Origin of the sequence: Nocardioides iriomotensis, from assembly GCF_004168035.1 — a bacterium.
Lineage (GTDB): Bacteria > Actinomycetota > Actinomycetes > Propionibacteriales > Nocardioidaceae > Nocardioides_B > Nocardioides_B iriomotensis.
Genome location: NZ_SDPU01000001.1, coordinates 179,552 through 199,267, shown reverse-complemented (window position 1 = coordinate 199,267; position 19,716 = coordinate 179,552). Strand labels below are relative to the sequence as shown.

Annotated in this window: 16 protein-coding genes; 6 read left to right on the top strand and 10 right to left on the bottom strand. The window is 72.3% G+C overall.

The window, feature by feature from the left end; translation table 11 throughout:
- Nucleotides 1-40 precede the first annotated feature (40 nt).
- Nucleotides 41-5,767, top strand: a complete 5,727-nt coding sequence (gene pulA, locus ETU37_RS00955; RefSeq protein ID WP_129984997.1) for a pullulanase-type alpha-1,6-glucosidase — start codon at nt 41-43, stop codon at nt 5,765-5,767.
- On the opposite strand, the gene ETU37_RS00950 is transcribed toward pulA, so the two are convergent.
- The 4 genes from ETU37_RS00950 to ETU37_RS00935 all read right to left on the bottom strand — a co-directional run bounded on the left by ETU37_RS00950 (nt 5,701) and on the right by ETU37_RS00935 (nt 8,471).
- Entirely contained in the window at nt 5,701-5,940 is a 240-nt protein-coding gene (locus ETU37_RS00950) for a hypothetical protein (RefSeq protein WP_129984996.1), read from the bottom strand. The genes pulA and ETU37_RS00950 overlap by 67 nt on opposite strands.
- Nucleotides 5,941-6,100: 160 nt before the next feature.
- A complete protein-coding gene (locus ETU37_RS00945; protein ID WP_129984995.1) occupies nt 6,101-6,715 on the bottom strand; it encodes an HAD family hydrolase in 615 nt (204 codons plus the stop codon).
- Nucleotides 6,712-7,200, bottom strand: coding sequence for a calcium-binding protein (locus tag ETU37_RS00940; protein ID WP_165372342.1), 489 nt, complete (start codon nt 7,198-7,200; stop codon nt 6,712-6,714). Before ETU37_RS00940 ends, ETU37_RS00945 begins: the two co-directional genes overlap by 4 nt.
- Nucleotides 7,197-8,471 (bottom strand): citrate synthase, encoded by a 1,275-nt coding sequence (locus ETU37_RS00935; protein ID WP_129985077.1) that lies wholly within the window; start codon nt 8,469-8,471, stop codon nt 7,197-7,199. The genes ETU37_RS00940 and ETU37_RS00935 overlap by 4 nt, the downstream gene beginning before the upstream one ends.
- Nucleotides 8,472-8,937: 466 nt before the next feature.
- Here ETU37_RS00935 and rplM point away from each other — a divergent pair, with 466 nt between their 5' ends.
- From rplM to ETU37_RS00915, 4 genes are all read left to right on the top strand, one after another.
- Nucleotides 8,938-9,381, top strand: a complete 444-nt coding sequence (rplM, locus tag ETU37_RS00930) for a 50S ribosomal protein L13 (protein ID WP_129984994.1) — start codon at nt 8,938-8,940, stop codon at nt 9,379-9,381.
- Nucleotides 9,382-9,489: 108 nt separating this feature from the next.
- The gene (rpsI, locus tag ETU37_RS00925; protein WP_420819089.1) at nt 9,490-9,936 is read left to right on the top strand and encodes a 30S ribosomal protein S9; all 447 of its coding nucleotides are present in this window, start codon (nt 9,490-9,492) and stop codon (nt 9,934-9,936) included.
- Between the two features lie 26 nt (nt 9,937-9,962).
- Nucleotides 9,963-11,336: a phosphoglucosamine mutase gene (glmM, locus tag ETU37_RS00920; protein ID WP_129984992.1), complete on the top strand. Its 1,374-nt coding sequence runs from the start codon at nt 9,963-9,965 to the stop codon at nt 11,334-11,336.
- A gap of 78 nt (nt 11,337-11,414) precedes the next feature.
- Nucleotides 11,415-12,413, top strand: coding sequence for a GNAT family N-acetyltransferase (locus ETU37_RS00915; RefSeq protein WP_129984991.1), 999 nt, complete (start codon nt 11,415-11,417; stop codon nt 12,411-12,413).
- On the opposite strand, the gene ETU37_RS00910 is transcribed toward ETU37_RS00915, so the two are convergent.
- The gene (locus ETU37_RS00910) at nt 12,410-12,709 is read right to left on the bottom strand and encodes a hypothetical protein (protein ID WP_129984990.1); all 300 of its coding nucleotides are present in this window, start codon (nt 12,707-12,709) and stop codon (nt 12,410-12,412) included. The genes ETU37_RS00915 and ETU37_RS00910 overlap by 4 nt on opposite strands.
- Nucleotides 12,709-14,208 carry a hypothetical protein gene (locus ETU37_RS00905; protein WP_129984989.1) on the bottom strand — a complete coding sequence of 500 codons (1,500 nt, stop codon included), beginning with the start codon at nt 14,206-14,208 and terminating at the stop codon, nt 12,709-12,711. Before ETU37_RS00905 ends, ETU37_RS00910 begins: the two co-directional genes overlap by 1 nt.
- A gap of 116 nt (nt 14,209-14,324) precedes the next feature.
- Between ETU37_RS00905 and ETU37_RS00900 the strand changes: the two genes are divergently transcribed.
- Nucleotides 14,325-15,338, top strand: a complete 1,014-nt coding sequence (locus ETU37_RS00900) for a GNAT family N-acetyltransferase (protein WP_129984988.1) — start codon at nt 14,325-14,327, stop codon at nt 15,336-15,338.
- Here ETU37_RS00900 and ETU37_RS00895 read toward each other — a convergent pair.
- Genes ETU37_RS00895 through coaA form a run of 4 tightly spaced genes read right to left on the bottom strand, consistent with a single transcriptional unit; the run spans nt 15,274 to nt 19,667 of the window.
- The gene (locus tag ETU37_RS00895; protein ID WP_165372341.1) at nt 15,274-16,671 is read right to left on the bottom strand and encodes a bifunctional metallophosphatase/5'-nucleotidase; all 1,398 of its coding nucleotides are present in this window, start codon (nt 16,669-16,671) and stop codon (nt 15,274-15,276) included. The genes ETU37_RS00900 and ETU37_RS00895 overlap by 65 nt on opposite strands.
- A 19-nt stretch (nt 16,672-16,690) precedes the next feature.
- On the bottom strand, nt 16,691-17,632 hold the full coding sequence (locus tag ETU37_RS00890) for a DUF389 domain-containing protein (protein ID WP_129984986.1): 942 nt from the start codon (nt 17,630-17,632) through the stop codon (nt 16,691-16,693).
- Between the two features lie 12 nt (nt 17,633-17,644).
- Nucleotides 17,645-18,730, bottom strand: coding sequence for a GNAT family N-acetyltransferase (locus ETU37_RS00885; protein WP_338068597.1), 1,086 nt, complete (start codon nt 18,728-18,730; stop codon nt 17,645-17,647).
- The gene (gene coaA / locus ETU37_RS00880) at nt 18,690-19,667 is read right to left on the bottom strand and encodes a type I pantothenate kinase (RefSeq protein ID WP_165372340.1); all 978 of its coding nucleotides are present in this window, start codon (nt 19,665-19,667) and stop codon (nt 18,690-18,692) included. Before coaA ends, ETU37_RS00885 begins: the two co-directional genes overlap by 41 nt.
- Between the last annotated feature and the right edge of the window lie 49 nt (nt 19,668-19,716).

Below are 19,716 nucleotides of genomic sequence, written 5' to 3'. Positions count from 1 at the left end.
TCGCTCGTCACTCTCCACCTCGGCTCTGGAAGAGGCCCTCGTGCGACGTCCCGCCGTCCTCGTCACCGCTCTCGCCGCACTCGCGGCCCCGCTCGTCGTCACGGTGGGCGGAGCTCCGCCGGCTGCCGCCGACCACACCGACCCCGCCGGCACGGTGACGCTGGTCGGGAGCCTCCAGTCCGAGCTCGGCTGCGCGGGCGACTGGGCGCCGCCCTGCGAGGCCACCCGCCTCGCACCGGCCGGTGACGGCACCTGGAGCGGTGACTTCGAGGTGCCGGCCGGCACCTGGGAGTACAAGGTCGCGGTCGACGGCACCTGGGACGAGAGCCACGGCGGCGGCGCCGACGGCTCGGCGAACATCCCGCTGCACCTCGAGCACCCGGTCACGCTGCGCTTCTCCTACGACGAGCAGAGCCACCGCGTCGCGGTCGCCCCGGCCACGCTGCCGACCGACGAAGTCACTCCCGCCGACCGGGCTCGCGCGGCCGACTCGCTGCGCACCCCGCTGACCCGGGAGAACTTCTACTTCGTCATGGCCGACCGGTTCGCCAACGGCGACCCGAGCAACGACCGCGGCGGCATCACCGGCACGCGGCTGGAGCACGGCTTCGACCCGACCGACAAGGGCTTCTTCCACGGCGGCGACGTCGCCGGGCTGATGAAGAGGCTCGACTACGTCCAGGGCCTCGGCACCACGGCGATCTGGCTGACCCCGTCGTTCCAGAACCGCCCCGTGCAGGGCAGCGGCACCGACGCCTCGGCCGGCTACCACGGCTACTGGGTCACCGACTTCACCAGGATCGACCCGCACTTCGCCACCAACGCCGAGCTGGAGCAGCTCGTCGACGCCGCACACGCGCGCGGCATCAAGGTCTTCTTCGACATCATCACCAACCACACCGCCGACGTCCTCGACTACGGGGAGAAGCAGTACTCCTACGTCAGCAAGGAGACCCGCCCCTACCGCGACGCGAACGGCCAGGCCTTCGACGACGCCGACTACGCCGGCGGGGCCACCTTCCCCGAGCTCGACCCGGCGACGTCGTTCCCGTACACGCCGACGTTCCGCACCGAGGCCGACCGGACCATCAAGACCCCGGCCTGGCTCAACGACCCCACGCTGTACCACAACCGCGGCGACTCGACCTTCGCCGGCGAGTCCTCGACGTACGGCGACTTCGTCGGCCTCGACGACCTCTTCACCGAGCACCCGACGGTCGTCGACGGGATGACCGACATCTACAAGACCTGGGTCGACTTCGGCATCGACGGCTTCCGCATCGACACCGTCAAGCACGTCAACCTGGAGTTCTGGCAGCAGTTCGCGCCGGCCGTGCGCGACGAGGCCAGGCGGATCGGCAACGACGACTTCTTCGCCTTCGGCGAGGTCTACGACGCCGACCCGAGCGCCATGTCCCGCTTCACGACCGAGGGCCGCCTCGACGCCACCCTCGACTTCGGCTTCCAGCAGGCGGGCGTCGGGTTCGCCAAGGGCCGTCCGACGACGAGCCTGCGCGACTTCTACGCCGGCGACGACCACTACACGGACACCGACTCCAACGCCTACGCGTCGCCGACGTTCCTCGGCAACCACGACATGGGCCGGGTCGGGCACTTCCTCCGGCAGGAGGGGTACGGCGCCGACGAGCTGCTCGCCCGCGACGAGCTCGCGCACGCGCTGATGTACCTCACCCGCGGCCAGCCGGTCGTCTACTACGGCGACGAGCAGGGCTTCACCGGCAACGGCGGCGACAAGGACGCGCGGCAGGACATGTTCGCCAGCCAGGTCGCCGACTACAACGACGACGTGCTGGTCGGCACGGAGAAGACGACCGCGACCGACAGCTACGACACGAACCACCCGCTGTACAAGGAGATCCGCGACCTCGCCGCCCTGCGCAAGCGCTACCCGGCACTCGCGGACGGCGCCCAGCTGCACCGCTACGCCAGCGACAAGCGCGGCGTCTACGCGTTCTCCCGGGTCGACCGCACCGAGCGGCGCGAGTACGTCGTCGCCGTCAACAACGACACCAGAGCGCACACCGCGGCCTTCGAGACCCTGATGAAGCAGGGCACGTTCACGCCGGTGTGGCCGGCCTCGAAGCAGACCGCGCGCTCCGACGCCGAGCGCCGGCTCGAGGTGACCGTCCCCGCGCTGTCGGCCGTCGTGCTCCGCGCCAACGGCACGATCGCCGAGCGCGACGAGGCGCCGGCGGCGTACTTCCGCACCCCGTCGGCCGGCGGCACCGTCGGCGGCGACCAGGAGGTCGGCGTCGCGGTCCCGGAGGGCGGCTTCAACCAGGTCACGCTCGCGTACCGCCTCGCCGGTGCGGGGTCGTGGACCACCCTCGGCACCGACGACAACGCGCCGTACCGCGTCTTCCAGGACGTGTCCGGCCTCCCCAAGGGCACTCTGGTCGAGTACCGCGCCGTGCTGAAGGACAGCAGCGGCAACCTCTCCGCGACCGCCACCTACGCGACCGTCGGCGACCCCGCCCCGGGCGGCGGTGACACCGGCGACGGCGGCGGGCCGGTCACCCAGCCGGGCGCCGTGTCCATGCCCGGTTCGCACAACTCCGAGATCGGCTGCCCCGGCGACTGGCAGCCCGACTGCGACCAGGCCCAGATGGTGCTGACGTCCGGCGACCCCGTGTGGCGGCAGACCGTCAACCTGCCCGCGGGCTCCTACGAGTACAAGGCCGCGATCGACAAGTCGTGGGACGAGAACTACGGCGCCGGTGGCACGCCCGGCGGCGGCAACATCCCGCTCGACCTGGCTGCCGCCCGCGACGTGACGTTCTTCTACGACCACGGCAGCCACTACGTCACCACCGACGCGGAGGGCCCGATCGTCACCGCGGCCGGCTCGTTCCAGGACGAGCTCGGCTGCCCCGGCGACTGGTCGCCCGGCTGCATGGCCGCCTGGCTGAAGGATCCGGACGGGGACGGTACGTTCACGCACAGGACCACCGGCATCCCGGCCGGCAGCTACGAGGTCAAGGCCGCGCACGGGCTGAGCTGGGACGAGAACTACGGAGCGGGGGGCGCGCGCGATGGCGGCAACATCGGCTTCACCGTCCCGTCCGACGGCACCGCGGTGGTGTTCTCCTACGACCTCGCGACCCACGTGCTCACCGTGACCACCCGCGCCGCCGGCGCGACGCCGGACCTCACCAAGGCCAAGGCCCAGTGGCTGCGCGACGACCTGGTCGCCTGGGACGTGCCGACGCCGAAGCCCGGCAGCCGCCACCGCCTGTACTCCTCGCCCGACGGCACGCTCGAGGTCGACGCCGAGGCCGTCACCGGCGGCACCTCGGTCCCGCTCACCTACGACCCCGCGGGTCTGCCGGCAGACGTGCTCGCCGACTTCCCGCACCTCGCCGGCTACGAGGCCTTCCGGCTCTCGAGGGACGCCGTGCGGCGAGCGGGAGAGCTGCTCCGCGGCCAGCTGGCGGTCGCGTCGTACGACGACCTCGGCGGGCTCACCGACGCCACGGGTGTGCAGGTCCCCGGCGTGCTCGACGACCTGTACGGCGACGCGGCCGCCGGTCGTACGCTCGGCGCGAGCTGGTCGAAGGGCCGGCCGAGCCTCGCCGTCTGGGCGCCCACGGCGCAGCGCGTCGACCTGCTGCTGGAGCGGCCGGGCGTCGCCGAGCGGCGGGTGCCGATGCGACGGGGCGACGACGGCTCCTGGACCGTCACGGGCGAGCCGTCGTGGACCGGCGCCCGCTACACCTACGAGGTCCGCGTCTTCGCGCCGACCACCGGCAAGGTCGAGACCAACCGCGTCACCGACCCGTACTCCGTCGCGCTGACCACCAACTCGACCCGCTCGGTGCTCGCCGACCTCGACGACCCCGCGCTGACACCCGCCGGCTGGTCACAGGTGCAGGCGCCGACGATCGCACGGCCCGTCGACCGCAGTGTCTACGAGCTGCACGTGCGCGACTTCTCCATCGGCGACGCGACCGTGCCGGCCGCGGAGCGCGGCACCTTCGCGGCGTTCACCCACCGCGACTCCGCCGGCATGCGCCACCTGCGTGAGCTGGCCGGGGCCGGCCTCAACACCGTGCACCTGCTACCGGTCTTCGACATCGCGACCATCGAGGAGCGCCGCTCGGCGCAGAAGACCCCGGCGTGCGACCTGCCGTCGTTCGCCCCCGACTCCGACAAGCAGCAGGCCTGCGTCGACGCGGTCCGCGGTGAGGACGGGTTCAACTGGGGCTACGACCCGTACCACTACACGACGCCGGAGGGCTCCTACGCGACCGACCCCGAGGGCGCGGGCCGCACCAAGGAGCTCCGCTCGATGGTCGCGGCGCTCAACCGCGCGGGCCTCCAGGTCGTCATGGACGTCGTCTACAACCACACCGCCCAGTCCGGCCAGGGCGCCAGGTCGGTGCTCGACAGGATCGTGCCGGGCTACTACCACCGCCTCGACGCCACCGGCGGGGTCGAGCACTCCACGTGCTGCGAGAACACCGCGACCGAGCACCGCATGATGGAGAAGCTGATGATCGACTCCGTGCTCACCTGGGCGCGCGAGTACAAGGTCAACGGCTTCCGCTTCGACCTGATGGGCCACCACACTCGGGACAACATGGTGCGGCTGCGGCGGGCCCTCGACCGGCTCACGCTCGAGCGCGACGGCGTGGACGGCCGCGGCATCTACCTGTACGGCGAGGGCTGGAACTTCGGCGAGGTCGCCGACGACGCGCGTTTCGAGCAGGCCCGCCAGGGCAACCTCGGCGGCACCGGCATCGGGACCTTCTCCGACCGGCTGCGCGACGCCGTCCGGGGCGGCGGCCCGTTCGACGACAACCCGCGCGTGCAGGGCTTCGCGTCCGGCCTGTTCACCGACCCCAACGGCGACGCCGTCAACGGCACCGCTGCCGAGCAGCGCACGGAGCTGCTGCACGCGGAGGACCTGGTCAAGCTCGGCCTGGCCGGCAACCTCGCGGACTTCACGTTCACGAGCAGCCAGACCGGCGAGCCCGTGGCCGGAAAGGACGTCGACTACGACGGGCACCCGGCCGGGTACGCCGTCCAGCCCGACGAGACGATCACCTACGTCGACGCGCACGACAACGAGACGATCTTCGACACGCTGACGATGAAGCTGCCGACGGCCACGTCGATGGACGACCGGGTCCGGATGAACACCGTCGCGCTGGCGACCACGGCGTTCTCGCAGGGCGTGTCGTTCTGGCACGCCGGCGCCGACATCCTGCGGTCGAAGTCGCTGGACCGGAACTCCTACGACTCCGGCGACTGGTTCAACCGGGTCGACTGGACGCGGCGGGAGAGCACGTTCGGCTCCGGGCTGCCGCTCGAGGGTGACAACGGCAGCAAGTGGACCTTCATGAGGCCGCTGCTGGCCGACCCCGCGCTGCGACCGACGGCGGCCGCGATGGACGCCGCGCACGCGGCCGCCCTCGACCTGCTGCGGATCCGGTCGTCGTCACGGCTGTTCCGGCTCGGCGACGCCGCCGCGATCCAGCAGAAGGTGTCGTTCCCCGCGGCCGACCCCGGCGTGGTCGCGATGCTGCTCGACGACACCCAGGGCACCGCGGTCGACCCGGCCCGGGACGGCGTGCTCGTGGTCTTCAACGCGTCACCGGACGCGACCACGGTCGCCGACGTCGGCGCCGGGTGGCGGCTGCACGGGGTGCAGCAGCGCGGCGCCGACGCCGTCGTGCGTCAGTCGGAGGTAGCCGGCGACGAGGTGACCGTGCCCGGACGGACGGTCGCGGTCTTCGTGCGCTGAGCGGGGATCTTCGGGAGCGCGGTGACGACCGTGCCCTTGTCGACGGCGGCGGCCGCACGGCGGGCGGCGAGGAGGCGAGCGGCGCGGCGACGCCGGCGAAGCCGGTCGTGGCGCTGCGGCGACACCTGCATCGACACCCACGTCGCGAGCGGGTGGGGAGTGATCGGTGGCATGCGGGGGAGGAGCCGCCCGGCCGCGCGGTGATACCCGGCCTACGCCTGCTGGTCTGGTCAGTGCGGGCGTGACCAGCTGTAACGCGGGGTTATGGACGCTTCACAAGGCGCATGCGCCTAGGGAACCGTCCCTCCACCTGGGGAAGTGCCCCAGGGGGAGCTAGACGGGGAGGCCGCGGGCGCGCAGGTCGTCGCGCAGGTGGCCGGTGTCGGTGAACCGGATCGCGTCCATCCCGGCGTCGGCCGCGGCGGCCACGTTGTGCGGCCCGTCGTCGACGAAGACGCACTCCTCCAGCGGCCGGCCGACGCGCTCGCGCAGCACCTCGAAGATCGCCGGGTCGGGCTTCGCGACGCCCTCGGCCCCGGAGACGACGACGTCGTCGAACAGGGCGAGGAACTCGTAGCGCTCCCGGGCCAGGGGGAAGGTCTCGGCCGACCAGTTGGTGAGCGCGAAGACCGGGACGCCCGCCTCGTGCAGGTCGCGCAGGATCGCGACGGTGTCGTCGACCGTCCCGGTGAGGGAGTGCTCGAAGTGCGGCCGGTAGCCGCGGACGTGCTCGGCCCAGTGCGGGTGTGAGGCGGCGACCTCCTCCTCACCCTGCTCGAATGGGCGGCCGGCGTCCTGGGCGGCGTTCCAGGCGCCGAAGTCGAAGTCGTCGGCGGCCAGGATCCGGTCGGCCTCGTCGTCGCCGACCGCCGCGGCGAGCGCGGGCCGGGGGTCCCAGCGGATGAGCACGTTGCCGAGGTCGAAGACGACCGCGGAGGGCGCGCTCATCGGACGGTACGGACCTTCTCGCAGCCGATCACCTTCACGCCGCGGTGCGAGCCGTGGAACGTCAGCCGGTCTCGACCTTCGGCGCAGTGGATCTCCATGCCCGGCTTCGCCCGACGCACGATCACGTGGTCGCGGTTGCGGCCGGCGTCGATGAAGTCGTTGCCTCCGGCGTGCAGGACGTCGTTGCCCTCGTTGGCCGAGAGGTGGTCCCGGCCGCCGCCGCCGCGCAGGACGTCGTCGCCGGGCCCGCCGTACAGCGCGTCGCGTCCCGACCCGCCGTACAGGCGGTCGTGGCCGGGGAAGGCGTGCAGCAGGTCGTCACCGGCCTTGGCCCGCAGCACGTCGGCGGAGTCCTTGCCGTCGAGGTGGTCGTTGCCGGCGGTGCCCTCGACGACACGGGCCGCGGCCGGGCCCGCCGTCACCACCAGGGTGGCGACGACGAGACCCAGCACGCGGCCGGTGCGCCGACGGCGCGCGGCCGTCACTGCTTCCAGCGCTCGGCGGCCGGAACGAAGTCCAGCCCCCGGTCGCCGGTGTAGATCTGCTTCGGACGGGCGATCTTCTGCTCCTTGTCCTGCACGAGCTCCAGCCACTGCGCGAGCCAGCCGGGGGTGCGGCCGATCGCGAACAGGACGGTGAACATCTCGGGCGGGAACTGGAAGGCCTCGTAGATCAGGCCGCTGTAGAAGTCGACGTTGGGGTAGAGCTTGCGCTTGACGAAGTACTCGTCCTCCAGCGCGATCTTCTCCAGCTCCTTGGCGATCTCGAGGAGCGGGTTGACCCCGGTGACCTCGAAGACGTCGTCGCAGGCCTTCTTGATGATGGTGGCGCGCGGGTCGAAGTTCTTGTAGACCCGGTGGCCGAAGCCCATCAGCCGCTCGTTGCCGTTCTTCACGCCCTCGATGAAGGCGGGGATGTTCTCCTTGGAGCCGATCCGGCGGAGCATCCGCAGCACGGCCTCGTTGGCGCCGCCGTGCAGCGGGCCGTAGAGCGCCCCGATGCCGGCTGCGACCGCCGAGTAGGGGTCGACCTGCGAGGAGCCGACCGACCGGACCGCGTTGGTCGAGCAGTTCTGCTCGTGGTCGGCGTGCAGGATGAACAGCACGTCGAGGGCCTTGACCAGGCGCTCGTCGGCCTCGAACTTCTTCTCGCTCATCTTGAAGAGCATCGCGAGGAAGTTCTCGGTGTAGCTGAGCTCGTTGTCCGGGTAGACGTACGGCTTGCCCTGCGCGTTGCGGAACGCCCAGGCGCCCAGCGTCGGCATCTTCGCGATCATGCGGACGATCTGCATGTGCCGGTTGTCGGCGTCGGAGATGTTGCGCGACTCGGGGTAGAACGTCGACAGCGCGCCGACCGAGGCCATCAGGATGCCCATCGGGTGGGCGTCGTAGCGGAAGCCCTCCATGAAGCCCTTGACGTTCTCGTGCACGAACGTGTGGTACGTGATCTCGTGCTCCCACGCGTCGTACTCCGCCTTGGACGGCAGGTGACCGTGGACCAGGAGGTAGGCGACCTCCAGGAAGTTGGAGTGCTCGGCGAGCTGCTCGATCGGGTACCCGCGGTACTCCAGGATCCCCTTCTCGCCGTCGATGTAGGTCACCGACGACCGACAGGACGCCGTGTTGACGAACCCAGGGTCGTAGACGGCGAGGCCGGGGTTCTCCTCGTCGGTGCGGATCTTCCCGACGTCGGCGGCCTTGATGGTGCCGTCGACGATCGGTACGTCGTACTCCTGGCCGGTCCGGTTGTCCCGGATCGTGAGGCTCTGGCCGCCGGACGCGCCTTCGGCGGCACCGGTGTCGGTGCCGGAGGCTGTCGCCGTGGTGTCGGACACGAGGGCTCCTCGCTTCTTCGATGACCCGGCCGGTCCGCGCGTATCAGGGGTGCGTGCGCCTGCCGGGTGGCTGGTCGTCGATCGGGTCCCGATCGACGGGCGGTGGTCTGCGAATCACAGGGAACTTCGCTGCTAATTTATGCCCGCGTTCCCAGGAACGTGAAACGAGGGGTCCACGGGTTGGTGGCGTGCGTCACGTCCGGCCCGTCCCCGGCAGCCGCTCCGCTCGTGCCCGGGGGCCGTCACTTTGACCTGGGGCTCGGGCCGCCGGTATTCTCGACGGTCGCGGCTGCTCCCGTGTCCTTCCCTGGTGTCCACCGGGGTCCCGGCACGTGCGGGGCGCCCGCCGCAAGACCGACAAACCGATCTCGATCGATAGGCAATGACCGTGCGTACGTACAGCCCGAAGCCCGCGGACATCCAGCGCCAGTGGCACGTCATCGACGCCACCGACGTGGTGCTCGGACGCCTCGCCGTCCAGACCGCGACCCTGCTTCGCGGCAAGCACAAGCCGACGTTCGCCCCGCACGTCGACGGCGGCGACTTCGTCATCATCGTCAACGCCGACAAGGTCGCGCTGTCCGGTGACAAGAAGACCACCAAGCTGGCCTACCGCCACTCCGGCTACCCGGGCGGCCTGTCGGCCACCCCCTTCGGCGAGCTGCTCGACAAGGACCCGCGCCGGGCGATCGAGAAGGCGGTCTGGGGCATGCTCCCCAAGAACCGTCTCGGCCGGCAGATGCTGAAGAAGCTCAAGGTCTACGCGGGCCCCAACCACCCGCACCAGGCCCAGAAGGCCCAGCCGTTCGAGATCACCCAGGTCTCGCAGTAATCGCGCCCCGCGCAGCCCGAGAAACCCAGCGCAACACTGAGGACGAGAATCACCGTGACTGAAACCACCACCGAGGTCGAGGAGACCTACGAGGTCGACGAGCAGGGCGTGGCCTACAGCTCGGAGAGCGCTCCGAGCGAGGACGCCCCGGCGCGCCCGGCGACGATCGCCCCCGCGCAGGCCACCGGCCGCCGCAAGGAGGCCGTCGCCCGCGTCCGCCTCGTGCCCGGCACCGGCCAGTGGACCGTCAACGGCCGCGCGCTCGACTCCTACTTCCCGAACAAGCTGCACCAGCAGGTCGTCAACGAGCCGTTCGTGACGACCGACCTGGTCGGCCGGTTCGACGTCATCGCCCGCATCCACGGCGGCGGCATCACCGGCCAGGCCGGTGCGCTGCGCCTCGGTGTCGCCCGCGCGCTCAACGCCGTGGACGTCGAGGCCAACCGCCCGTCGCTGAAGAAGGCCGGCCTGCTGACCCGCGACCCGCGCGTCATCGAGCGCAAGAAGGCCGGTCTCAAGAAGGCCCGCAAGGCGCCGCAGTACAGCAAGCGCTGATCGCGCTCGCTGCCCGGCATCACGACATGGGTCGCATCTTCGGGACCGATGGTGTCCGTGGTGTCGCCAACGGCGAGCTGACCGCCGAGCTCACGCTCGACCTCTCGGTCGCCGCCGCGCACGTCCTCGCCGAGGCCGGTGCCTTCCGTCACGCGGACGGGCACCGGCCTCGTGCCGTGGTCGGCCGCGACACCCGGATCTCAGGTCAGTTCCTCGAGGCGGCGGTCGTCGCCGGCCTCGCCTCCGCCGGCGTGGACGTGCTGCTGCTCGGGGTCGTCCCGACCCCCGGCGTCGCCTACCTCACCGCCGCGCTCGACGCCGACCTCGGCGTGATGATCTCGGCCAGCCACAACCCGATGCCCGACAACGGCATCAAGTTCCTCGCCCGTGGTGGCGTGAAGCTCGACGACGCCATCGAGCTGGCCATCGAGGAGCGGCTCCGCGAGCCGTGGGACCGGCCGACCGGCGGGGCCGTCGGCCGAGTCGAGGAGTACGCCGCCGCGGTCGACGACTACGCCCGGCACCTCGTCTCCACGCTGACCCGTCCGCTCACGCGCACCGCCGACGGCCGCCCGATCCGGGTCGTGCTCGACTGCGCCCACGGGGCCGCCTCCCAGGCCGGACCGCTCGCGCTGAGCGACGCCGGCGCCGAGGTCATCGCGATCAACGACAGCCCCGACGGGCTCAACATCAACGACGGCTGCGGCTCGACCCACCTCGAGCGCGTGCAGGCGGCGGTGCTCGAGCACGGCGCCGACGTGGGCTTCGCCCTCGACGGGGACGCCGACCGCTGCCTCGCGGTCGACCACGCGGGCACCGTCGTCGACGGCGACCAGCTGCTCGCCGTGCTCGCCCTCGCGATGCGCGACGCCGGGACGCTGGCCAACAACACCGTCGTCGCGACGGTGATGAGCAACCTCGGCTTCGTCAACGCGATGAAGTCCCACGGCATCGGCGTCCGCCAGACCAAGGTCGGCGACCGCTACGTCCTCGAGGCGATGAACGCCGTCGGCTACACGCTCGGCGGCGAGCAGTCCGGGCACGTGATCATGCGGCACCACGCCACCACCGGCGACGGCCTGCTCACCGCTCTGCACGTCCTGGCCCGGATGGCCGAGACCGAGCGCGGGCTCGGCGAGCTCGCCGGCGTGATGACCCGGCTGCCGCAGGTCCTCGTCAACGTCGACGGCGTCGACAAGTCCCGCACCGACGAGGACCACCTCGTCGCGGCGGCGGTCGCCGAGGCCGAGGCCGAGCTGGGCGAGACCGGCCGGATCCTGCTGCGTCCCTCGGGCACCGAGCCGCTGGTGCGGGTGATGGTCGAGGCCGGCACCTCCGAGCAGGCCCGCACGGTCGCGGAGCGGCTCGCCGCCGTGGTCCGCGCCCGCCTCGCGCTCTGACCGGGCCGTCCCGGCTTCCGGGTCACGGTTTGGCCGAATTCGGGTGCGGTCACCCCGTCGCCCTCCTACCCTGAGCCGGTGGAGATCCGGGAGATCGACCGGTCCGACGAGGACCAGCTGCGGCAGTTCTGGCTCGTGGGCAAGCAGGCGGAGGACGCCTACCGCCCCTACGACTTCTACGCACCGTTCGAGAGCGCGCGGCCGGCGTACGTCGAGGGTGGCCGCCCCGGCTGGCGCAATCACATGCTCGGGGCGTTCGACGGTGACCGCATGGTCGGTCGCACCTACCTCAACCTCCCGACGCTGGACAACACGCACCTGTGCTTCATCGACCTCCAGGTGCACCCCGACCACCAGCGCAAGGGCATCGGCACCGCGCTTGTCGACGCGGCCCTCGGCGCGGCCAAGGCGGAGGGCCGCCGTACCGTGATCGCGGAAGCCTACGTCCCGTCCGGTTCCGACGGCCCCGCGCTGGCGTTCTCGCGCGCGACCGGCTTCACCGAGGCGATCGACGAGGGCATCAAGGTCGTGGACCTCGCCGAGACCGAACCGACGTGGGAGATGCTGGCCCACGAGGCGGCCGCGCGCAGCGACGGCTACACGCTCGTGGCCTGGGACGACGCGGTTCCCCCCGAGCTTCTCGCGGAGTTCTGCCGGCTCAACGAGGCGTTCAACGACGAGGCGCCCAGCGGCGAGCTCGAGCTCGAGGCGGAGGTCTGGGACGAGCAGCGCGTCCGCGACGGCGAGGCCCAGAACCGCCGGGTCGGCCGGCACGTGTTCGCGGTCGCCGCGCTGGCCCCGGACGGGACGATGGCCGGCCTCACCGAGGCGATGGTCAGCGACCACGCCCCGACCCGCGGCTTCCAGAGCGGCACCCTCGTGCTGCCCGAGCACCGCGGCCACGCGCTCGGGCTGGCCATGAAGGTCGCCAACCACCAGGCGATCCGCGCGGCGTTCCCGCAGTGCCAGATCCTGATGACCGGCAACGCGGGCGTGAACGCCGCGATGAACGCCGTCAACGAGCGGCTCGGCTACCGCGAGGTCGAGCGCTGCGTCGAGGTGCAGCGGGAGGTCTAGCCTTCGGGTCGGACCCAGCGCGCGGCGCCCCACAGCATCCCGCCGCACGGCTGCAGGAACCGGACCTCGACCAGGCGCAGGCCCTCGGCGTCGTACTCCGCGCGGTCGACGGCCAGGGTGGCGTCGTCGCTGGCGCAGCCGGTGTAGAACGCGCTGAGCTCCACCCCGGCCTCCAGCGGGTTGCGCTGGTTGGGCGAGCTGACGTCCTCGTAGAGCGCCGGCACGAACTGGTCGGTGCCGTCGGGGGTGACGGCGGTGAGCTCGTAGCGGCCGAGGTACTCGTCTGTCTCGAACATCATCTGAAAGGTGCGCGGCTCGGTGCTGGTGAGCGACGAGCGTGTGGCGGTCTGCGGCGTGACCAGCCGGGTCTCGCCGTGGGCGAGGCCGTTGTCGGCCTCGGTCTCGAAGTAGAGGTACGGGCCGGTGGCGGGTACGGCGCCCGCCGGCGGGTGCCACGCGAGGTCGGCGGGGTCGCCCGGCGGCGGAGGCTGCGAGGGGGCGTCGCGGTCCCAGCGCAGGTACACGTGCAGAGGCGGCGCGTCGGGCGTCTCGCAGCGCTGCTCGAGCCGGACCTCGAGGTAGGCGAGGTTGCCGGCGGCGTCGTAGTCGGCACGGTCGACGGCGAACCAGCCGTAGAGCCAGTTGCAGCCGCGGTTCTCGCCGTTGACGTCCATCGCCGGTACGAGAACGGGAACCGGGTCACGTCGCGCCACACGCCCGGCTCGATGCGTTCCGCGCCGGGGTCGGTCCACAGCGACACGTCGTAGCTGACGTCGCCGCGGGCGGTGATCGTGACCCAGTTCCAGACGTCGGTGTCGGGGTCCCCGGGCACGGGGAGCTTGGTGAACCCGGCGTTGCTGGAGTCGAACGTCAGGGTCTGCCCCTGCGTGACGTAGTCGCGCGGTGTGCCGGCGACGTGGAGCACCGAGCCGGGCCGGCTGCGCACCTCGGCGGGCGGCTGCCAGGTCGTGTCCCAGCTGCTCGCGTCGTCGTTGGGCAGGTAGATCTCACCGCGCGGGTCGGCGAGGGTGACCCAGGACTCGACGTCGAGGATCTCGACGTCCCAGCGCTCGTCGAACTCCTGGCGGGTGTCGCCGACGACGCTGACCGGGACCAGGACGCCCGGCGCTCCGCGGTTGATCGACACGATCGTCGGCGACGTCGGCGTCACGTCGGCGCCGCTCTCGTCGTCGGTGCGGTTGCCGCGTCCCCAGCTCCAGCGGAACGAGAGCCGCTGCGAGGCGTTCGGCACGTGCACGGCAGGGACGGTGACCGGCGCCGACCCCGTGTCGGGCTCGGTCAGCTGCAGGCTGCCGAAGGAGAGGCCCGGGACCGCGTCGCGGACCGTGACGCGTCCGGTGTCGTCCACGACGGTCGCAGGCCCGGACACCAGGGTGACCCGCAGGGTCGCGGACTCCTCGGCCTCCGTGGCTGCGTCCCCGCGCACCGTCGTCGGCACGTCCGTCACCTGCTGGCCGGCCCGGACGGTCGCCGTACCGGAGCCGAGCGTGAGGTCGGCGGGCCCGGCGCTGTCGGCCACGAGGTCCCAGCGGAGCCGGACGTCACCGGAGGCCGGCCGGTCCAGGACCACCGGGACCCGGACGGCGAGGGACGAGCCGTCGGCGGGCTCGGGCACGGCCAGGTCGGCGACGCTGACCTCGGACGTGCCGGTCGGCGGCGGGGCCGGTGCGGGCTTCCTCGGCCCCGCGGTGGCGGGGACGCCGAGGCCCCCGACGAGCCCGGTCGTCAGGACGACCAGGGCAGAGACGAGCAGGATGCGGACCCGAGCGCGCATGGTGACTCCCCCGATGATGGTGGACCGACCCTAGGCCCGCGGTGCCCGTGCGACAAGAGGCCGCCGGCGCCCGATAACCGGAGGCGTCCGCGGCCGGTGGCACCTACGCTTCCGCCGTGGAGATCACCCCGCTGGACCCGCACGACGACGCCGCCCTCGCGTCGTTCCACGCCGCCTACCTCGCCGCCGACACGTTCGAGCGTCCGCACGCGGCGCCGTGGCAGCTCGTCGAGATGCGGGCCGACCTCACCAAGCCGTGCACGGGCGAGTCGTTCCAACCGTGCGTCGGAACCGTGGACGGTGCGGTCGTCGCGGCCGGCATGCTCGTGCTGCCGCTGAAGGACAACAAGGACCTGTCGATCGTGCGGCTGTGGGTACCGCCGCAGCACCGCGGCAGGGGCTACGGCTCGACCATGCTGGACCACCTGGTCGCGGAGTCGGAGCGCGCGGGTCGGCACCAGCTCGTCGCCGAGGCGCACGTCCCGTACGACGCCCCGGAGGACGGCCGCGGTCACGCCGACACCGACTTCGCCTACGCACGTGGCTGGTCGTTCGACATGTGCGACATCGTGCGGGTGCTGCCGCTCCCGCTCGAGGACGGCCTGCTCGACCGGCTCGGTGCGGACGCGGCGCCGTACCACCGGGACTACGAGCTGCGGCAGTTCCAGGGGCGCGTGCCCGACGACCTCGTCGACGCGTTCGGCGAGCTGGTCGGCTCGCTCATGGTCGAGGCGCCGTCGGGGGAGGTGGCGCTCGAGCGGGAGGTGCTCGACGCCGAGCGGATTCGCGCCGACGAGGCGGTGATGGAGGCGGCCGGACGGGTGAAGTACACGACGGTCGCTCTCGACGGCGACGGGACACCGGTGGCGTACACCGAGCTCGTGGTGCCGCACAACGACCCGGGCGCGGTCTTCCAGTGGGGCACGCTCGTCGCGCCCGAGCACCGGGGCCACCGGCTCGGGATGGCCACCAAGGTGGTCAACCTGCGCTGGGTGCTCGCGGAGGCGCCGGAGCGCGACCGGGTCTACACCATGAACGCCGAGGTCAACGACGCCATGATCGGGATCAACGAGATGCTGGGCTTCCGGGCCGTCGAGCGGCACGTGAGCCTGCACCGGAAGCTCGGCTGAACCACGCCTCCAGCGCCTCCGGCAGGATCACGCTGCTGTCGTAGCGCACGTCCTCCGGGTGGGCGGCCACGAGACCGCCGTACGGCGCGAGCTCGAGGTCCGAGCCGGTCACGGAGTAGCGGCGGTCGTCGTCGAGCGGCTCACCGCCGACGAGGAGCTCCCCGTCGCGCTCGTCCACCCCGACCGTCTGCAGCCGGCCGAACGGCCGGAAGCGGAAGGTGCGCGGCGCGTGCGCGGCGTACTCCTCGCTCCAGCCGCGCCGCAGCATCGCGCGCAGCTCGGCCCCGGTCAGGGTGCCCGTCGCGGGGTTGCCCGGCGAGCTCGTCGTCGCCCAGACGTCCCGTCGCCGGACGGCGCCGCCCGGCAGCCCGTCGGTGCAGTGCGCCGCGATGAGGACGCCGACCTCGGCGGGGAACCGGTCGAGCAGCGCGGTCAGCACTACCTCCGCCGCGTGGCTGCGCCCGTCACCGTCGTGCGGCGCCTCCTCGTCGAGGTGCCCGAGCGGCTCGTCGAGCCACGCCTCGAGGTCGGCCTCAGCGCGCTCGGTCTCGGCCAGGACGGCGGGGTCGGCCGGGGCGTCCTCCGCGACCGGCTCGACGGTCATGTCGACGACCTGGACGGGCCGCTCGGCGGTCCGGTCGACCTCGAGCACGACCCGGCCGAGGTGCTCGCCGAAGCAGCCCGCCTGGGCGATCGGCACGCCCTCGTCGCGGTCCCCGTCGAGCAGCAGGTGGTGGGTGTGCCCGCCGACGATCAGGTCGATCGTGCCGCGCAGCGCCCAGCTGATCGCCCGGTCGGCGTGCACGCCGGTGTGGCTGAGCAGGACGACGACGTCGGCGCCCTCGGCGCGCAGCCGCAGCGCCTCCTCGCGTACGGCGGTCACCCGCCCGCGCTCGCGCAGGCCGAGGGTGTCGTACTGGAAGTAGTAGTCCGTGACGCCGACGACCCCGACCCGCACGTCGCCGGCGTCGAGCAGCCGGCCGCGCGCCGTGCCCTCGAGCACCCGGCCGTCGTCCGTCTCGACGTCGCACACCAGCGGCGGCGACCCGAGCGCGGCGGCGTAGCGGGGCAGCACGGCCGGCCCGTAGCGCAGCAGCCCGCCGTTGCCGACGACGGCCGCGTCGACGCCGGCGGCCTTGAGCAGCCGCCAGCCGGCCACGCCGTACGTCATCGCGGAGAGCCGGACCGAGGTGTCCTCGACGTCGCCGCCGTCGAGGAGCAGCACCGGGTGCGGCGCCGCGTCACGGACCTGCCGCGCCCGCGCGCTCAGCCGCGCCAGCGCCCCGAAGCGGGCGTGCACGTCGTTCCAGTGCAGGATCTCGACCCGAGCCACGACGGACAGCCTAGGCGGCTCAGAACGCGCCCGCGCGGGCGCCACGGTGGACCCGCGACCACACCGCCCGCTGCACCCACAGCGTGGCGGTGCCGGCGACGAGCATGCCGAGGACGTTGACGCCGAGCTGGACGGCCGCCCCGCCGACCTCGGACCACACCCCGGTGCCCAGGCAGAGCGCGATCGTGCCGACCGCCGGGACGGTGGTGACCGAGATGAAGACGCCGACGAGCGGACCCGACTTGGACGCGGTGAGCGACAGCACGCCGGCGATCCCGGCGAGCAGCGCGATGACGAACGACCACGCGTCGGGCTTGATGATGAACTCCGTGAGCTCGCCCGTGGCGGCGTCCTGGGCGCTCACCAGGCCGCTGACGTAGCCGATCCACCAGAGGGGCGTGGCGATCGCGATCGCGATCGCGAACCCGAGGACGAGCGTGCGCACCGCGGCGGGCAGGAGCGCGAGGCGGGGGCGCGCCAGCGCCAGGCAGATCGCCGCGACGGGGGAGAACTCCGGGCCGACGACCATCGCGCCGACGATCAGGATCGGCTGGTCGAGCAGCCGTCCCGCCCCGGCGATCAAGGTGGCCAGCACGAGGAACGACAGGTAGGACCAGGTGAGGCGGGAGTCCTTGCGGACGCGGTTCTCGACGATGTCCCAGACGATCCCGTCGTCGGGCTCGCCCGGGGCGGCCTCCTCGGCCGCCGCCGTGGCGTCGGAGAAGAGCGTGCCGGGCTCGGACAGCATGATCGAGCCGTCGTGGTGCAGGTCCAGCGCGCGCAGCGCCGCGACCACCGGGTTGGCGCCTTCGCGGGCGACGTCGGCCAGCACCAGCGCGCCCGGCGGCTTGCGGTAGCCGTCGGGGAAGACCGCGACGTTGGTGACCGTGTCGTCGCCGGTGAGCAGGGCGACGACGCGGTCGAGGCGGCCGTCCGGCACGCGCAGCTGGAGGTGCAGCACGCGGGCAGTCTGCTACAGCCGGCGCTTGAACGTCGGCACGACCGCCACGGGCGCGAACCCCAGCCGGTCGTTGATCGCCACCATCCAGGCGTTGACCTCGGCGTTGGTGGTGACGATGCGCTTGGAGGAGGGCTGCTCGCGCTGGAAGCTGCGGAGGTTGGCGACCTTGACCGCGGCGCCGAGCCGGTGCCCGCGGTGGTCGGGGTGCACGAGCGTGCCCCACTGGTGCGCCTCGTCGTCGCCCGCGGCGGTGCCGAGGTCGCTGTGCGCGACGACGACGCCGTCCTTGAGGGCGAGGGCGGAGTACCGCGTGCGTCCCATCGCCTCGATCACCTCGTCCTGCTCGCGGAGGGACTCCGGTGTCGACCGCCCGGCCTCCACGTCGATGTCGCCCATCGGCGCCTCCAGCATGAAGAGGTTGCCGAGGTCGGCGTAGGACTGGAGCAGCTCGTCGGGGAGGGGGCCGACGTAGGTGCGGACCTCGTAGCCCTCGGACTTCTCGCGCACCTCGCGGTCGATCTCGTCGAGCAGCTCCTCGGCGACCGGCAGCTCCAGGTTGCGCTGGATCTCGGTGTTGGCGACCGTGAAGCCGTGGGCGACGGCCCAGGCGACGATCGGCGACGAGTCGCGCTCCTCGAACGGGACGCCCGCGCCGCCGAGCAGCTGGGTGCGGCCCTCGGGTCCGGCCGCCGCGATGATGCCGTCCAGCACGAAAGCCCCGATGCTGCGACCGCGCCGCTCCGGCTCGACCGCGATGAACGTCCATGCGGTGTCGAGGTTGTCGAGGTCCGACAGCATCATGAAGCCGGCCCCGACCATCTCGTCGCCGTCGTGCGCCGCGACGGAGACCATGCGCCGCTCCTTGGACGGCTTGCGCACCATGGCCGCGAACTCGTCGTGGGTCCACATCGGGTTCCACGGGCGGCCGTCCTCCTTCTCGGCGCGCCACAGGATCTCGTGGAAGCGCCGGACGGCGGCGTCGTCGGACGGGTCGAGGGCTCGGATCTCCATGGCGCCATCCAACAAGGCGCCGCCCCGGCGCGCGACCGGTTTCCGGTCAGAGCTTGCGGAGGCGCACGAACCGCACGGAGTGGTCAGCCGCCTTGCGCAGCACGAGCGTCGCGCGGCTGCGGGTGGGCTGGACGTTCTGCTTGAGGTTGGGCCCGTTGATGGTGTCCCAGATGCGGTGCGCCTCGGCGACCGCCTCGTCGGTGGACAGACCGCCGTACTTCGCGAAGTAGGACGCCGGGTTGCGGAAGGCCGTCTCCCGCAGCCGCAGGAACCGCTCGACGTACCAGCGCCGGATGTCGTCGGTGGCGGCGTCGACGTACACCGAGAAGTCGAAGAAGTCGCTCAGCGCCAGGCCGGTGCGGCCGTCCTCGCGCACCCGCGCGGGCTGGAGCACGTTGAGGCCCTCGATGATGACGATGTCCGGGCGCTTGACCACGACCTTCTCGTCGGGGAGGACGTCGTAGACGAGGTGGGAGTACGTCGGCGCCTCCACCTCGTCCTTGCCGGACTTGATGTCCATCACGAACCGGAGCAGCGCCTTGCGGTCGTAGGACTCGGGGAAGCCCTTGCGGCCGAGCAAGCCGCGGCGCTCGAGCTCGGCGTTGGGGTAGAGGAAGCCGTCGGTGGTGACCAGCGCGACCGAGGGGTGCTCCGGCCAGTGCGCGAGCATCTGCTGCAGCACGCGGGCGGTGGTCGACTTGCCGACCGCGACCGATCCGGCGAGGCCGATGACGAACGGCGTGCGCGGCGGCTGCTCGCGGCCGAGGAACTCCTCCTGCGCCCGGTGCAGCGTGCCCGCGCTCTCGACGTACAGGCTGAGCAGCCGGGACAGCGGCAGGTAGACCTGCTGCACCTCGTCGAGGTCGAGCTCGTCGCCGAGCCCGCGGACCCGGTCGATCTCGTCGGCCGTGAGCGGACTGCCCCAGGTCTCGCGCGCCTTGCCGAGCTCGGCCCACGTCGCGCGGTCGACCTCGACGTACGGGCCGGACTCGCGCCCGCCCTCGGGCCCCGGTCCGGAAGACATGTCCGGCATTCTGCCGCCTCCCGCCACGGCCACCGCCCGGGGTCCCGGC

Excerpts from the sequence above, each read along its gene's own strand:
- ETU37_RS00950 (WP_129984996.1), bottom strand. The coding sequence starts at position 5,940 with ATGCCACCGATCACTCCCCACCCGCTCGCGACGTGGGTGTCGATGCAG.
- ETU37_RS00945 (WP_129984995.1), bottom strand. The coding sequence starts at position 6,715 with ATGAGCGCGCCCTCCGCGGTCGTCTTCGACCTCGGCAACGTGCTCATC.
- glmM (WP_129984992.1), top strand. The coding sequence starts at position 9,963 with ATGGGTCGCATCTTCGGGACCGATGGTGTCCGTGGTGTCGCCAACGGC.
- ETU37_RS00910 (WP_129984990.1), bottom strand. The coding sequence starts at position 12,709 with ATGTTCGAGACAGACGAGTACCTCGGCCGCTACGAGCTCACCGCCGTC.
- ETU37_RS00905 (WP_129984989.1), bottom strand. The coding sequence starts at position 14,208 with ATGCGCGCTCGGGTCCGCATCCTGCTCGTCTCTGCCCTGGTCGTCCTG.
- coaA (WP_165372340.1), bottom strand. The coding sequence starts at position 19,667 with ATGTCTTCCGGACCGGGGCCCGAGGGCGGGCGCGAGTCCGGCCCGTAC.